The sequence below is a fragment of the Gemmobacter fulvus genome, assembly GCF_018798885.1.
Classification (GTDB): Bacteria; Pseudomonadota; Alphaproteobacteria; order Rhodobacterales; family Rhodobacteraceae; genus Gemmobacter; species Gemmobacter fulvus.
This window is the reverse complement of record NZ_CP076361.1, coordinates 313929-329333: the sequence shown is the minus strand read 5'-3', so window position 1 is coordinate 329333 and position 15405 is coordinate 313929. Positions and strand designations below refer to the sequence as shown.

Annotated in this window: 14 protein-coding genes; 5 read left to right on the top strand and 9 right to left on the bottom strand. The window is 63.0% G+C overall.

Annotated elements, in window-relative coordinates:
- Positions 1 to 143 precede the first annotated feature (143 nt).
- From gap (KM031_RS01525) to gap (KM031_RS01515), 3 genes are all read right to left on the bottom strand, one after another.
- On the bottom strand, positions 144 to 1145 hold the full coding sequence (gene gap, locus KM031_RS01525; RefSeq protein ID WP_215504130.1) for a type I glyceraldehyde-3-phosphate dehydrogenase: 1002 nt from the start codon (positions 1143 to 1145) through the stop codon (positions 144 to 146).
- Between the two features lie 105 nt (positions 1146 to 1250).
- On the bottom strand, positions 1251 to 1394 hold the full coding sequence (locus KM031_RS01520; protein ID WP_215504131.1) for a hypothetical protein: 144 nt from the start codon (positions 1392 to 1394) through the stop codon (positions 1251 to 1253).
- 10 nt (positions 1395 to 1404) lie between these two features.
- Positions 1405 to 2409: a type I glyceraldehyde-3-phosphate dehydrogenase gene (gene gap, locus KM031_RS01515; protein ID WP_215504132.1), complete on the bottom strand. Its 1005-nt coding sequence runs from the start codon at positions 2407 to 2409 to the stop codon at positions 1405 to 1407.
- 204 nt (positions 2410 to 2613) lie between these two features.
- On the opposite strand from gap (KM031_RS01515), the gene KM031_RS01510 reads away from it, so the two are divergent.
- Together KM031_RS01510 and KM031_RS01505 are read left to right on the top strand one after the other, a co-directional pair.
- Complete coding sequence (locus KM031_RS01510) at positions 2614 to 3588, top strand: DUF808 domain-containing protein (protein ID WP_215504133.1); 975 nt, start codon at positions 2614 to 2616, stop codon at positions 3586 to 3588.
- A 60-nt stretch (positions 3589 to 3648) separates the two neighbouring features.
- A complete protein-coding gene (locus KM031_RS01505; RefSeq protein ID WP_215504134.1) occupies positions 3649 to 3957 on the top strand; it encodes a DUF2934 domain-containing protein in 309 nt (102 codons plus the stop codon).
- A 74-nt stretch (positions 3958 to 4031) separates the two neighbouring features.
- Here KM031_RS01505 and tkt read toward each other — a convergent pair whose 3' ends face one another.
- Positions 4032 to 6047: a transketolase gene (gene tkt / locus KM031_RS01500; protein ID WP_215504135.1), complete on the bottom strand. Its 2016-nt coding sequence runs from the start codon at positions 6045 to 6047 to the stop codon at positions 4032 to 4034.
- Positions 6048 to 6295: 248 nt separating this feature from the next.
- Here tkt and KM031_RS01495 point away from each other — a divergent pair, with 248 nt between their 5' ends.
- Both KM031_RS01495 and KM031_RS01490 read left to right on the top strand, forming a co-directional pair.
- A complete protein-coding gene (locus tag KM031_RS01495; protein ID WP_215504136.1) occupies positions 6296 to 6841 on the top strand; it encodes a hypothetical protein in 546 nt (181 codons plus the stop codon).
- Positions 6834 to 7208 (top strand): cell division protein ZapA, encoded by a 375-nt coding sequence (locus tag KM031_RS01490; protein WP_215504137.1) that lies wholly within the window; start codon positions 6834 to 6836, stop codon positions 7206 to 7208. The genes KM031_RS01495 and KM031_RS01490 overlap by 8 nt, the downstream gene beginning before the upstream one ends.
- Positions 7209 to 7254: 46 nt before the next feature.
- Here KM031_RS01490 and grxD read toward each other — a convergent pair whose 3' ends face one another.
- The 5 genes from grxD to KM031_RS01465 form a co-directional block, all read right to left on the bottom strand.
- Positions 7255 to 7617 carry a Grx4 family monothiol glutaredoxin gene (grxD, locus tag KM031_RS01485; RefSeq protein ID WP_215504565.1) on the bottom strand — a complete coding sequence of 121 codons (363 nt, stop codon included), beginning with the start codon at positions 7615 to 7617 and terminating at the stop codon, positions 7255 to 7257.
- Between the two features lies 1 nt (position 7618).
- Positions 7619 to 7945, bottom strand: a complete 327-nt coding sequence (locus tag KM031_RS01480; RefSeq protein WP_215504138.1) for a hypothetical protein — start codon at positions 7943 to 7945, stop codon at positions 7619 to 7621.
- The gene (locus KM031_RS01475; protein WP_215504139.1) at positions 7942 to 8184 is read right to left on the bottom strand and encodes a BolA/IbaG family iron-sulfur metabolism protein; all 243 of its coding nucleotides are present in this window, start codon (positions 8182 to 8184) and stop codon (positions 7942 to 7944) included. The genes KM031_RS01480 and KM031_RS01475 overlap by 4 nt, the downstream gene beginning before the upstream one ends.
- 114 nt (positions 8185 to 8298) lie before the next feature.
- On the bottom strand, positions 8299 to 10458 hold the full coding sequence (purL, locus tag KM031_RS01470; RefSeq protein WP_215504140.1) for a phosphoribosylformylglycinamidine synthase subunit PurL: 2160 nt from the start codon (positions 10456 to 10458) through the stop codon (positions 8299 to 8301).
- A 431-nt stretch (positions 10459 to 10889) separates the two neighbouring features.
- Positions 10890 to 11783 carry a LysR family transcriptional regulator gene (locus KM031_RS01465; protein ID WP_215504141.1) on the bottom strand — a complete coding sequence of 298 codons (894 nt, stop codon included), beginning with the start codon at positions 11781 to 11783 and terminating at the stop codon, positions 10890 to 10892.
- A 174-nt stretch (positions 11784 to 11957) separates the two neighbouring features.
- Between KM031_RS01465 and KM031_RS01460 the strand changes: the two genes are divergently transcribed.
- Positions 11958 to 15359, top strand: coding sequence for an indolepyruvate ferredoxin oxidoreductase family protein (locus KM031_RS01460; protein ID WP_215504566.1), 3402 nt, complete (start codon positions 11958 to 11960; stop codon positions 15357 to 15359).
- Positions 15360 to 15405 lie beyond the last annotated feature (46 nt).

The following is a 15405-nucleotide window of genomic DNA, read 5'->3' as shown; positions in this document are numbered from 1 at the left end:
TATGCCTGCCATGACACCTAGATGGGGGAGGATGATGGCGCTAACAACCCATCAAACCCGGGATGCCGCAATGCAGCATGTGCATGGCTTGCCGATGTGAAAAGGGCGCCCGAAGGCGCCCCTCTGACCAGAGGTGGCCGCGATCAGATCAGTTTGCCCATGGCGACGGCGGTATCCGCCATGCGGTTGGAGAAGCCCCATTCATTGTCATACCAGCTGAGGATACGCACCATCGTGCCCTCCATCACCTTGGTCTGATCCATGTGGAACACGCTGGAATGGGGGTCGTGGTTGAAGTCAGAGCTGACATTCGGCTGATCGGTAAAGCCCAGAATCCCCTTCAGCGGGCCATTGGCCGCCGCCCGGACCGCATCGTTGACTTCCTGCACCGTCGTTTCGCGCAGCGTCTCAAACACGAAATCCACCACCGAGACATTCGGCGTCGGCACCCGGATCGCCACGCCATCCAGCTTGCCCTTCAGTTCCGGCAGCACCAGACCCACGGCCTTGGCCGCCCCGGTCGAGGTGGGGATCATCGACAGGGCCGCGGCCCGGGCGCGATACAGATCCTTGTGCATGGTATCCAGCGTCGGCTGGTCGCCGGTGTAGGAATGGATCGTGGTCATGAAGCCGCGCTTGATGCCGATGGCGTCATTCAGCACCTTGGCGACCGGCGACAGGCAGTTGGTGGTGCAGGAGGCGTTGGAGACCACCACATCGTCCTTGGTCAGCGTGCCATGGTTCACGCCATAGACGATGGTCTTGTCGGCGCCGTCACCGGGGGCCGAGATCAGCACCCGCTTCGAGCCGTTTTCCAGATGGGCCAGGCATTTTTCCTTGGAGGTGAAAATGCCGGTGCATTCCATCACGATGTCCACATCGCCCCAGGGCAGATCTGCCGGGTTGCGCATCGCGGTCACGCGGATCGGGCCGCGACCCACGTCGATGGTGTCCGCGGTGGTGGTCACGGTTGCCGGAAACCGGCCATGCACCGAATCAAACCGCAGCAGATGGGCATTGGTTTCCACCGGGCCCAGATCGTTGATCGCGACCACCTCGATATCGGTCCGACCTGATTCGATGATGCCGCGCAGCACGTTGCGCCCGATACGGCCGAAGCCATTGATTGCTACTTTGACGGTCATGGTAGCCTCCTTGCCCATGGACAGATGCGCCTGCGAATCTCGCGGCGCGATGCTAGCGCTAACATGAGCGGATCGGCGCAAATATCAACCGGAACTTCTGCCCGCTCAGCGCCAGAAGATCAGATATTCGGTCAGATCGGCAAATTTTTTCGCAAGAAACAGCAAAACATCCCCGCCATTGGCGAGGATGTCGGCTGTAATCAGCGTCACGAGCAACAGCCCGAGGACAAGCGCAAGACGGTCTGTCACGACCCCTCCGTTATTGGAGGAGCCGCCCCATCGCCCCGGCCACGTCGGCCATACGGCAAGAGAAGCCCCATTCGTTGTCATACCATGCCAGAACGCGCACGGTGCGCTTTCCGACAACCTTGGTCTGGTCAGGGGCGAAGATAGACGAATACGTCGTGTGATTGAAGTCGATCGAGACTTTCGGCTCCGGGTCGTAAGACAGAACCATGCCCATGTAACCGGCAGCGGCTTCGCGCACGATCTCGTTCACGTCCTGCACCGTCACATCCTTCGAGGCGACGAAGGTCAGATCCACCGCCGACACGTTCGGGGTGGGGACGCGGATGGCGGTGCCATCCAGCTTGCCCGCCAACTCCGGCAGCACTTCGCCAAGGGCCTTGGCCGCACCGGTGGAGGTGGGAATCATCGCCATGGCGGCGGCGCGGGCGCGATAGAGGTCGCTGTGGCGGCGGTCCAGCGTCGGCTGGTCGCCTGTATAGGAGTGGATCGTGGTCATGATGCCGCTTTCGATGCCGATCGCATCGTTCAGCACCTTGGCCAGCGGCGCGAGGCAGTTGGTGGTGCAGGAGCCGTTCGACACGACCAGATGTTCCGATAGCAGCTGGCGGTGGTTCACACCGTAGACGATGGTCTTGTCGGCGCGCTTGGCGGGGGCCGAGACCAGAACCCGCTTGGCACCCCGGCCCAGATGGACCGCCGCCTTCTCGCGTTCGTTGAAATTGCCGGTGCATTCCAGCACGACGTCAACGCCTTCCCAATCCAGCTCTTCGGGGTTGTAGGTCGACATCACGCGCATCGGGCCACGGCCCAGATCCAGCGTATTGCCCTCAACCTTCACCTTGCCCGGAAACCGGCCATGCACCGAGTCGTATTTCAGCAGATGCGCGTTGGTTTCAATCGGCCCGGTGGCATTGATGGCCACCACCTGCACGTCGTTGCGCCCGGATTCTGCGATATGCGCCAGAGTGCAGCGCCCGATACGGCCGAAGCCATTGATCCCGATGGTGATGGTCATCCCGAACGTCTCCGTGCTGTCAGCCCGCTTGAATGGCTTTGCCTATAACGCGGGCATTTTCTGCCGCATAGCAGAAAAACGACGATTTATCATTGTGTTAGCGCAAACTTCCTTTGTTTCCGCTAACAGGGTTCATGGAATGGGCATCTTTTCGCCACATGATGCGTTGGGTAAGCTGCCGGTGAACAGGATAAGGATACGGGTATGAGTGGATTGCTTGCGCTGCTGGACGATGTGGCGGCCATTGCCAAGGTTGCGGCCGCTTCGGTTGATGATGTGGCGGCAGCGGCGGCCAAGGCGGGGGCCAAGGCGGCGGGCGTCGTGATCGACGATGCCGCCGTGACGCCGAAATATGTGCATGGCTTTTCGGCGGACAGGGAGTTGCCGATCATCTGGCGCATCGCCATGGGCTCGCTGAAAAACAAGCTGGTCGTGCTGCTGCCCGGCTTGCTGGCGCTGAGCTATTTTGCGCCTTGGGTCATCACGCCGTTGTTGATGCTGGGCGGGGCCTATCTGTGTTTTGAGGGCGCCGAAAAGGTGTTCCACGCGCTGTTCCCGCATGGGGACGCGGTGGTGGAGGCTGATTTCGACACCAAAGATCCGACCCATCTGGAAGAAGAAAAGATTGCAGGCGCCATCAAGACCGATTTCATCCTGAGCGCCGAGATCATGACCATCGCGCTTGCCACCGTGGAAAGCCCGAGCTTCTGGATGCAGGCAATCACGCTGGCGGTTGTGGGGGCGTTCATCACGCTTGCCGTCTATGGTGCGGTGGCGCTGATCGTGAAGATGGATGACATCGGCCTGCACATGGCCGCCAAGGCCCGCACCGGGGCGGCACGCGGCTTTGGCCGGGGGCTGGTTGTGGGCATGCCCAAGCTGATGGCGCTGCTGTCGACGGTGGGCACCCTGGCGATGCTGTGGGTGGGCGGCAATATCGTCGTGCATGGCTTGCATACGCTCGGCCTGCACGAACCCTATGCCACGATCCATCACTGGGCCGAGGTCGCGGGTGCGGCGTCGCCCGAAGGCATTCGTGGCCTTGTTGTCTGGCTGGTCACAGCGGTTTGTGACGGGGTGCTGGGGCTGATCCTGGGGGTATTGCTGATCCCGGTGGCGACGCGGGTGATCGTGCCGCTCTGGGGGGCAGTGACGGGGCGCAAGGCCGCCGCCCATTGACGCGTTCGGAACCCGAAGGGCGGTCGCGCCGTTGACAGTCACCTGAACAGGAGAACTGCCATGGATGCGAAAGCCTTTGCCGATTTTGAACGCCGCGTGGCCGAAAAGGCCCATAGCATGTGGGAAGAGGCGGGCTGCCCCGAAGGCGGTGAGCAACCCTATGTCGACCGGGCGCGCGCCTTGCTGGAAATCTCTGAAAACCCCGAGGCGGGGCGCTTGACCATCGCGCAATCCATCCCGCCCCGGGGCGAGCCGCTGCTGGCGGTTGAAAATCAGGGAGAGATGCCGGGCCTGACCGATCAGGGCGATGACCAGTTGTTCCCGGAAGAGCAGCAAAGCGTCGAAGTGCCCTTGCCGCCGAAAGACTGAGCGTCACCCCCCAAGCCTGTATGAAAAAGGGCCGCATCTTGCGATGCGGCCCTTTCGTTTGCCAAGCGGCAGGATCAGAGCAGCGCCTTGGCCTTTGCCACGGCGTTTTCGGCGGTGATGCCGAATTCCTTGTAAAGGCGGTCCGCCGGAGCAGAGGCGCCAAAGCCCGACATGCCGACGAAATCGGCCTTCGTTTCCTTGCCACGCTCGCCCAGCAGCCAGCGATCCCAACCCATGCGCACGCCTGCCTCGATGGCGACGCGCACCGGGCCTGCGGGCAGCACTTTCTTGCGATAGGCTTCGTCCTGCGCCGCGAACAGCTCCATGCAGGGCATGGAGACGACGCGGGTGCCGATGCCTTCGGCCTCCAGCATCTCGCGGGCTTTCATGGCGATCTCCACCTCGGAGCCGGTCGCGATCAGGATCACCTGACGTTTGCCGGTGGACTCGGCCAGAACATAGGCCCCCTTGGCGCTGAGGTTCTGATTGGTGTGGGTCAGACGCACCGGCGCAAGGTTCTGGCGGCTGAGCGCCATGACCGTCGGCGTGGTGTTGGTGCTGAAGGCACATTCCCAGGCCTCGGCCACTTCGACCAGATCGGCGGGGCGGAATACCCAGGTGTTGGGCGTGGCGCGCGAAATAGCCAGATGTTCAACCGGCTGGTGGGTCGGGCCGTCTTCGCCCAGACCGATGCTGTCATGCGTCATCACATAGACCACCGGCACCTGCATCAGCGCCGACAGGCGCATCGCGGGGCGGGCATAGTCGGTGAAGCACATGAAGGTGCCCGAATAGGGGCGCACGCCACCATGCAGCACCATGCCGTTCATTGCGGCGGCCATGCCATGCTCGCGGATGCCCCAATAGACGTAGCGGCCCTTGCGGTTGATCGGGTCGAACACACCCAGATCCGCGGTCTTGGTGTTGTTCGATCCGGTCAGGTCGGCCGAACCGCCAATGGTTTCCTGCATCACCGGATTGATCGCGGCCAGCGCGATTTCGGAGGCCGAGCGGGTGGCCAGCTTCTTCGGCGCTTCGGTCGCGGCCTTTTTCACACCGCGCACGGCAGCGGCCAGTTTGGCCGGGGCGTCGCCTGCGAAGATACGGTTGAACTCCGCCTGTTTTCCGGCGGACAGCATGGCCAGACGGCCTTCCCATTCGCGGCGCGTTGCCACGCCGCGCGCGCCGATCGCATCCCATGCCGCTTTCACATCGGCCGGAATCTCGAACGGGCCATGCTCCCAGCCATAGGCGGCGCGGGTGTCGGCGATCAGCTGCTTGTCGGTCAGGGCGCCATGGCCCTTGGACGTATCCTGTGCCGAAGAGCCAAGCGCGATATGCGTGGCGCAGGCAATCATCGCCGGGCGGGGCGAGGCCTTGGCGGCGGTGATCGCCGCATCAATCGCCACCGGGTCATGCCCGTCACATTCGAACACATCCCAACCGCTGGCGGCAAAGCGCGCCTTCTGGTCGGTCACGTCCGACAGCGAGACCTTGCCGTCGATGGTGATGCCGTTGTTGTCCCACAGCACGATCAGGCGCGACAGCTCGTGCTTGCCGGCGATGCCGATGGCTTCCTGGCTGACACCTTCCATCAGGCAGCCATCGCCCGCGATGACATAGGTGTAATGGTCCATCACCTTGGCCCCCCAGCGGGCGCGCAGGGATTCTTCGGCCATGGCAAAGCCCACGGCGTTCGAGATGCCCTGACCCAGCGGGCCGGTGGTGGTTTCCACGCCTTCCAGATGGCCATATTCCGGGTGGCCTGCGGTGCGGGCACCCCATTGGCGGAAATTCTTCAGTTCGTCCAGCGTGGCCTGTTTGTAGCCGGTCAGGTGCAGCAGGCTGTAGATCAGCATCGAGCCATGGCCCGCCGACAGGATGAACCGGTCGCGGTTCGGCCAGAGTGGTGCCGAGGGATCGAAGTTCAGGTGCTTTTCAAACAGGACAGTCGCCACATCGGCCATGCCCATCGGCATGCCGGAATGGCCCGAATTCGCGGCTGCGACCGCATCCAGCGTCAGCACCCGGATGGCACAGGCTTTTTTCCAATGGTCGGGGTGCTGGGCGCGCAGGCTTGCAATATCCACGGGGCAGATCCTCGTTGTTTCGGATGAATTGCCAAGGTCCATAGCAGCCCGGTCAGCAAGATCAAGCGTGGCGCGCATGTCCTTGGGCGGAAAGGCTGGTCGATTGGGGGCACATTCCCGCCAATCTTTGCGTTAAGATCACAAAAAGCGGGGCGCGATGCGATTCGCCCATAGGTTGGCCAAGGCGGCAGACCGGGGCAGGCGGGTCGCGCCCATCGCAAGCGGAACGCAAGTCAGAAGGCAAGGGCATGAGCGATTTGGCAGAGCTGGAGCGGCGCATCACGGCGGCGCTTGCACGGATCGGAACGGGGCTGGACAGATTGGCCAGCCAGACCGCGGTGCAGGCGCAAGACCCTGAACCCGCCCCCCCCGAAGTCGCGCCTGTTGAACCGGCCACGCCAGCCGTGGACACTGCCGAAATCAGCCGCCTGCAAGAGGCGCTGGAGGCCGAGCGCGGCACCAATGCGCAGCTGACTGAACGGCTGCGCGCGATCAAGGAGCGCGACGGCAAACAGGAAGCTGTGCTGGAGGCGCGGATCGAACAGCTGACCCGCCAGCTGGATGTGCAGGGGCTGGAGATTCACCGGATGCGCAAAAGCACCATCCAGCTGCGCGAGGCGCTGCGGGGCCTGCGTGAACAGCAGGAAGGCTCGGTCGAGGCGCATCTGATCAACAAGGCGATGCTGGCCGAGCTGGAGGCGCTGCGCGCGGCCCGCTCGTCCGAAGCGGCGGAACTGGACGAGATCCTCGCAGAGCTTGCGCCCATTCTGGCAGAGGAAAAGACAGATGCCTGAGGTTGAAATCACCATCGGCGGCCGCAGCTTTCAGGTGGCCTGCCAGACCGGCGAAGAGCATTTCCTGCGCTCGGCCGCCAAGATGCTGGACATCGAGGCGCAGCCGCTGGTGACGCAGATGGGCCGTCTGCCGGAATCGCGGATGCTGCTGATGGCCGGGCTGATGCTGGCCGACAAGACCGCCGCACTGGAAGACGAGCTGCGCAGCCATCAGGCCCGTGTGGCCGAACTGGAAAACCGCGCAGCGCCTGCGCCGCAGCGGATCGAGGTGCCGGTGATACCGCCGCAGGTGACAGAAACCCTGGCCGAGATCGCCGCAAGGGCCGAGGCCCTGGCCGCCCGGCTGGACGAACAGGCCGCCGAATGACAAAAGCCCGCCGGAAGGCGGGCTTTTTCATCAGATTGTGCCGGGATCAGGCGTTGGCTTCGCGGATCTTTTCGGCAGCGTCCTTGTCATAGGCGACGCCCTTGGCCTCGAACAGCGCGTCCAGCTCGCCCGACAGGGTCATTTCGGTGACAATATCGCAGCCGCCGACAAATTCGCCCTTCACATAAAGCTGCGGAATGGTCGGCCAGTCGGAAAAGTCCTTGATGCCCTGACGGATCTCGGCATCGGCCAGCACGTTCACATCGGCAAAATCGACGCCCATATAGTTCAGAACGCCTGCGACGCGGGACGAAAATCCGCATTGCGGCATCATCTTGGTGCCCTTCATGAACAACACCACGTCGTTTTTCTCAACCGTTTCGCGGATTTGATCCTGCGCGCTTGTCATCTCAGTCATCCTTCTTCTTGCCAAACGCCGCGTGAAAGCGGGTGGCATAGCTGGTGTCATCTTTCACAGGGCGCAGATCGGTCTGCAAGGCATCGGGGCGCGCCCTGAAATCGGCGGTCTGGGCAAAGGGGGCATTGCGGGCCATGTCGCTGTGGAACTGCGCCGTATCCAGCGCCTCGGTGCCCAAATCGGCAGGTTTGCCGAGGTTCGCGGCGAACCGCTGTGCCGACGACGCACCGCTGCGCCCGCGCCGCAGCCAAGCCTCGACGGCAATCGCAACAACAAGGGCCAAGCCCGCCAGCAGCAGCCAGACCAGCTGCGGTGTCATTCGGGGGCCTTGGTGGTCAGCGCCAGCGCATGAAGCTCGCCATGTGCCCCGTCCATCTTGCCCTTGAGGCTGGCATAGACGGCGCGCTGTTGCTGCACCCGGTTCATGCCCTTGAAACTGTCGTCAATCACCTCGGCGGCCCAGTGGTTTCCGTCGCCCGCCAGATCGGTGATGGTGATCTTCGCCTTCGGGAAACCTTCCCGGATCAGCGCCTCGATATCCTTGCCTTCCATCGGCATGTGAACGCCTCCTGTCCTTTGCCCAAATCTAGGATGCGCAACCGGCCACCGCAAGGCAACACAGCGCTTGCCCCGCGTTCAGCCCGACAAAATAGTAGGGGGCACCCGCCCCCCTTATTCCACCGCTGCCGCAAAGGCACCGCGATAGGCGCGCGACAGATCGGCCAGCGGGGCCGCATCCGCGCCAAGGCGCACCGTGTCGCCACCAAACCGGCCCACCCGCAGCAGCGGAACGCCGGTGGTGATGGCCGCCGCTTCCAGCGCGCGTGCGCCTTCGGCCGAACAGGCCACCAGATAGCGCGCCTGATCCTCGCCAAACAGCGTCGGAATGTCGCCCGCGTCGAGCGACAGGCCCAGCCCGGCGGCCTCGGCCATCTCGAACGCGGCCAGCGCCAGACCACCATCCGCAAGATCGGTGGCGCAGCGCAGCGCGCGACGGTTCGCACGCAGGAAATCGCCATGGCGCTTTTCTGCGTCCAGATCGACCTCGGGCGCATCGCCCGCCTCGATCCCGAAGGCCTCGGCCAGCAGCGCCGACTGGCCCAGATGGCCAAAGGTTTCGCCGATCACCAGCGCGATATCGCCTTCGACCGGCTGCCCCGAGATCAGATCATCCAGCGAGGCCAGAATACCCACCGCGCCAATCGTCGGCGTCGGCAGGATGCCCGAACCATCGGTTTCGTTATACAGCGAGACGTTGCCCGACACGATCGGCATATCCAGCGCCGCCACCGCCGCGCCGATGCCTTTGATCGCGCCGACGAATTGACCCATGATTTCGGGCTTTTCCGGGTTGCCGAAGTTCAGGTTGTCGGTGGTGGCCAGCGGGGTCGCGCCCACGGCGGTCAGGTTACGATACGCTTCGGCCACCGCCTGCTTGCCGCCCTCGAACGGGTTGGCCTTCACATAGCGCGGTGTCACATCCGAGGTGAAGGCCAGCGCCTTTGTGGTGCCATGCACCCGCACCACACCCGCGCCCATGCCCGGACGCACCACGGTATCGCCGCCGACCTGGCAATCATATTGCTCATAGACCCAGGCCTTGTGCGCGTAGCTGGGCGAAGAGATCAGCGCCATCAGACCGGCGATGGGGGCAATGGCCGGAACCGGGCCGAGCGGCGCCTGTTTCGGCGTTTCCACCCAGGGACGATCATATTCCGGGGCCGAGGAGGACAGTTTCGAGAGCGGCAGATCGGCTTTCACCTCATTGCCATGCACGATCAGGAAGCGATCCTCGGGGATGGTTTCGCCGACAATCGCGAAATCGAGATCCCATTTCACGAAAATGGCACGCGCAATGGCTTCCATTTCCGGCTTCAGCACCATGAGCATCCGCTCCTGGCTTTCGGACAGCATCATTTCATAGGCGGTCATCGCCGCTTCGCGCTGCGGCACGGCGTCGAGGATCAGCTTGATGCCCAGCCCGCCCTTGTCGCCCATTTCCACCGCCGAACAAGTCAGACCGGCGGCACCCATGTCCTGAATCGAAATGACCGAGCCGGAGGCCATCAGTTCCAGACAGGCTTCCAGCAGGCGCTTTTCGGTGAAGGGGTCGCCAACCTGTACAGTGGGGCGTTTTTCCTCGATCGTGTCATCGAATTCCGCGCTGGCCATGGTGGCACCGCCGACGCCATCGCGCCCGGTCTTGGCCCCCAGATACACAACCGGCATACCCACACCCGAGGCGACCGAGTAGAAAATCTTGTCGGCATCGGCCAGACCCGCCGCAAAGGCGTTGACGAGGCAGTTGCCGTTATAGCTGGCATGGAAGCGCACTTCGCCACCCACGGTCGGCACGCCGAACGCATTGCCATAGCTGCCCACACCTTCGACCACGCCCTTGACCAGATGCGCGGTTTTGGGATGCGAGGGCAGGCCGAAGCTGAGCGAGTTCATCGCGGCAATCGGACGCGCGCCCATGGTGAACACGTCGCGCAGAATGCCGCCGACGCCGGTGGCCGCGCCCTGATGCGGTTCGATGTAAGAGGGGTGGTTGTGGCTTTCCATCTTGAAGATGACGGCCTGACCATCGCCGATATCCACCACGCCCGCGTTTTCACCCGGGCCGCAGATCACCTGCGGGCCGGTGGTCGGCAGGGTGCGCAGCCATTTCTTCGAGGATTTATAGGAACAATGCTCGTTCCACATGGCCGAGAAGATGCCGAGTTCGGTGAAGCTTGGCTCCCGCCCGATGATCTCCAGAATGCGCTGATACTCATCAGGCTTCAGACCATGCGCGGCGATCAGCTCTGCGGTAATTTCGGGTTCATTCATGGCAGCATCCCCACGCAACGGCCTCGTTTGCGCCCCTTTAGGCCAAGTGCCGCCAAAGGGGAAGGGTGATGCAGGACCTTTCCGGTGGAAAGCGGGGGATCGGGTAAAAAATCCTGCGCGGCGGGCTGCTGGTCGAATCGCAGGCCGGGTTTGTACCCCTGCGCGCGAAACCTGTTCCGCCCCGTTTCTGGACAAGGACCATGCTGCACCGCCGCATTGTCGGGCAGGAAATAAAAAACAGGGCGAAAATAAAAAAAAGGCCGAGCAGAAGCTCGGCCCAAGTCCAACAGGGAGGTATGAAGAAGATGAGAGAGAACGTCTCGATCACCGCCTTCGAGGTGGGATTTAGGCCTGCCCGCGATTCCGTTCAAGGGCAAACATGCCGCAGGTGCAGCATGTCTGCCATGCGCTGCGCGCATGGCTTTCTGTCGTCAGGATTGATGGGCCTTGCGGAACTGGAAAATCTCTTCCGTCACGAAGTCGCGGAAGGCCGCCACACGCTTGGAATGACGCAGTTCTTCGGGGTAGGCCAGAAACACCGGAACCTCGTTCGATTCCGTTTCGGGCAGCACGCGCACGAGGTTCGGGAAATCCTCGGTCGTGTAATCGGGCAGGACGCCGATCCCCAGATGATTCAGCACGCCTTGCAGCACGCCGAAATAGTTGTTCACCGTAAGCGTTGACGGAATGTCATGGCTCATCAGCTCGGCCACCAGCAGGGCGCCAGCCGCCACCTGCGCCGTGCCCGCGTGCTGGCAGATCAGGCGGTGCGCGCTGAAATCATCCATGCTTTGCGGGGTGCCGTTTTCGGCCAGATATTCCGGGGTCGCAAACAGCCGCATGCGGATGTTCATCAGCCGCCGCCGGATCAGATCGGCCTGCGACGGCTCTTTCATGCGGATTGCCACATCGGCCTCACGCATCGGCAGATCCAGCACGCGCTCTTCCAGCATCAGGTCGATTTTCAGCGACGGGAATTTCTTGAACAGCTTGGGCAGACGCGGCGCGAGCCAGAGCGTGCCAAAGCCGGTGGTGGTGGTCACGCGCAGCTCGCCGAACACCTCATCCTCGCTGTCGCGGATGCGGGCGGCGGTCGCCTCCAGCCGTTTCACCATGGCGGTGGTGGCATCGAACAGCAGCTCGCCCTGTTCCGTCAGAATCAGCCCGCGGGCGTGACGGTGGAACAGCGTGACATTCAGGCTTTCTTCCAGCGCGCGAATCTGGCGGCTGACGGCGGATTGGCTCAGGTGCAGGGTGTCCCCCGCATGGGTCAGGCTGCCGGCATCGGCTACCGCGTGAAATATCCTGAGTTTATCCCAATCCATCGCGCAACTCTTTTTCTTTTGTATGTCGCTAACATTTCCGACCCTACTTAGAGAGTAAATTCGATCTGTAAATGAATTCCTCGTCAAAAATTCCCCTTTGTAGGTCAGCAATTTTGACCTATCATGCCGCCAAGGCTCGTTTCACAGGGGAGGTGCACAATGGGCAGGCAGGATTTGATCCGTGAGGATGTTTCGCTTTCGGATCGCTACGACCTCACCAAATCTCCGGTTCTTCTGAATGGCACGCAGGCTCTGGTGCGGTTGATGCTGATGCAGCAGGCGCGCGACCGGGCGGCGGGGCTTCATACGGCGGGCTATTGCACCGGCTATCGCGGCTCGCCGCTGGGCGCGGTGGATCTGACCATGAGCAAGGCCAAACGCGAGCTGGAGGCGGCAGATGTGCTGTTTCAGCCCGGCCTGAACGAGGATCTGGCCGCCACTGCGATCTGGGGCAGCCAGCAGGCCGAGTTGCGCGGCGAGGGGCGCTATGATGGCGTCTTTGCGCTGTGGTATGGCAAGGGTCCGGGGGTAGACCGCACCGGCGACGTGATGCGCCACGCCAATATGGCGGGCTCGTCGCGCCATGGTGGTGTGCTGATGGCGATGGGCGATGACCATACCGGCGAAAGCTCCACCGTGCTGCACCAGTCCGACTGGGCGATGGTGGATGCCTATATGCCGGTGGTCAGCCCGGCGGGGGTGCAGGAGGTGCTGGATTACGGTCTCTATGGCTGGGCGCTCAGCCGCTATGCCGGGCTGTGGGTCGGCCTGAAAACGATGAAGGACACGGTCGAGGCGACGGCGGTGGTGGATGGCAATCCGCACCGGATGAATTTCGTGCTGCCCGAGTTCCGCCTGCCCGATGGCGGGTTGAACATCCGGCTGGGCGATACGCCGGTGGCGCAGGAAGCGCGGATGATCGACTTCAAGCGCTTCGCCGCCGAGGCGTTTTCACATGCCAACAAGATGGACAAGCGGGTGATGGGTCGCCCCGGTGCCAAGATCGGTTTTGTGGCCGCGGGCAAGAACTGGCTGGATCTGACCCATGCGCTGTCGCTGCTGGGCATCGACGCGCATGAGGCCGAGCGGCTGGGCCTGACCACCTACAAGGTGGGGCAGACCTTCCCGATGGACATGCGCGGCTTTTCCGACTGGGCCGAAGGGCTGGAGCTGATCGTTGTCGTCGAGGAAAAGCGCAAGCTGATCGAAGTGCAGGTCAAGGAGGCGATCTTTGACAACCGCCGGGGCCGCCGGGTGCATGGCTGGAAACATGACCGCACCCATGAAGAGCTGTTCCCCACGCGCTATGCGCTGGACCCGATGCTGATTGCCGAAAAGCTGGGCGGCATCCTGATCGAGGAAGGGCGCGGCACCGAGCATGTGAAGGCGGGCCTCGCCCGCATCGCCGAGATGCGCCGGGCCGACAATGCCCGCGATCTGGCGGCGCGCTTGCCCTATTTCTGTTCGGGCTGCCCGCACAACTCCTCCACCAAACTGCCGGACGGCGCGCGCGCCTATGCCGGGATCGGCTGTCACTACATGGTGCAGTGGATGGACCGCGAAACCACCGGCTTCACCCAGATGGGTGGCGAAGGCGCGAACTGGGTGGGTGAGGCGCCGTTTTCCAAGCGGGACCATGTGTTCCAGAACCTTGGCGACGGCACCTATAACCACTCCGGGTCGCTGGCGATCCGCGCCGCTTTGGCGGCGGGCACCAATATCACCTACAAGATCCTGTTCAACGATGCGGTGGCCATGACCGGCGGCCAGTTCAACGAAGGCGGGCTGACTGCCGATCGGATCGCGCGCGAATTGCTGGCGATGGGCGTGAAGCATGTGGCCGTCGTGCATGATCCGAAGGAAGGGCTGGATCTCAGCCTGTTCCCACGCGAGGTCAGCCGCCACACGCGCGACGAGCTCATGGTCGTGCAAGAGAACATGAGCAAGATCAAAGGTGTGTCGGCCATTGTTTATGTGCAGACCTGCGCCGCCGAAAAGCGCCGCCGCCGCAAGAAAGGCAGCTTTCCCGATATCGACAAGCGCGTGTTCATCAACACTGACATCTGCGAAGGCTGTGGCGATTGTGGTGTGCAGTCGAACTGCGTCTCGGTTGTGCCGGTGGAAACCGAACTGGGCCGCAAGCGTGGCATTGACCAATCGAGCTGCAACAAGGATTTCTCTTGCGTCAACGGTTTTTGTCCGTCTTTCGTGACACTTGCGGGGGCAAAGCCACGCAAGGCCGGGGCGATGGCGCTGGATCTGCCGGATCTGCCGGATCTGCCGCAGCCTGTGCTGCCCACGATCAGCGGCACTCATAACATCGTGATCACCGGCGTTGGTGGCACCGGGGTCGTGACCATCGGCGCGCTGCTGGCGATGGCGGCGCATCTGGACGGCAAGGGCGCCGGCATGATGGAAATGGCAGGGCTCGCGCAGAAAGGCGGCGCGGTGCATATCCATTGCCGTCTGGCGCAGAAGCCCGAAGACATCTCGGCGATCCGGGTGGCGGTGGGCGAGGCCGATGCGGTGATCGGCGGCGATCTGGTGGTGACGGCGGGGGCCAAGACGTTGGGCCTGATGACGACGGGCCGCACTAGGGCCGTGGTGAATGACCATGAAATCGTGACCGGCGAATTTACCCGCAATACGGAATTCCGTATTCCGTCCGAGGATTTGCGCGTCGCTCTTCAAGCGCGGTTGCGCGAAGGCGTGCAGTTCCTCGACGTGTCGGAACTGGCGCGGGTTGCCTTGGGCGATTCGATCTTTTCCAACATGCTGCTCTTGGGAATGGCCTGGCAGTCGGGTCTTGTGCCCCTGTCCGAGGCGGCGTTGCGCGAATCCATCCGCCTGAATGGCGCGGGCGTCGAGGCCAATCTGCGCGCCTTCGATCTGGGTCGTTGGGCGGCGGTGCATCCCGATCAGGCGCGGGCGCTTATGGTGCCAGTCGCCAAGGTGCCGGTGGATCCGGTGGCGTTCCGCGTTGACCACCTGACGCGGTATCAGAACGCCGCACTGGCCGAACGCTATCTGGCGCGGTTGAAAACCTTGCCCGAGCCGCTGCGTGTGCCTGTGGCAAAAGGCTATCACAAGCTGTTGAGTTACAAGGACGAATACGAGGTGGCACGGCTGCATCTGGACACGATGGCCAAGGCCGCAGAGGTGCTGGAAGGCCCGATGCGCCCCTCGTTCCATCTTGCGCCGCCGCTGCTTGGGGGCAAGGATCCGAATGGCCGCCCGAAGAAACGCGCCTTCGGCCCGTGGATCATGCCGCTGTTCGGGCTTCTGGCCAGGATGAAGGGCTTGCGCGGCACGGCGCTGGATCCGTTTGGCCGCACCGAAGAACGGCGGATGGAGCGGGCCTTGATCGCGCAATACGAGGCGGATCTGGACATGCTGCTGCCGCTTTATACCCCGGCGACTGCGGCGCTGATCTGCGAATGGGCGGAACTGCCGCTGACCATCCGTGGGTTCGGCCCGGTCAAGGATGCCAATGCCGCCAAGGCGGCCAAGCGGCGCGAGACCTTGCTGGCCGCGATCCGGGCGGGCGGGGATGTGCCGCGCATGGCGGCAGAGTGACCGTCATCATGCTGTGATCTTCCTGTTGTCTTGCCAGTGGCAAGGC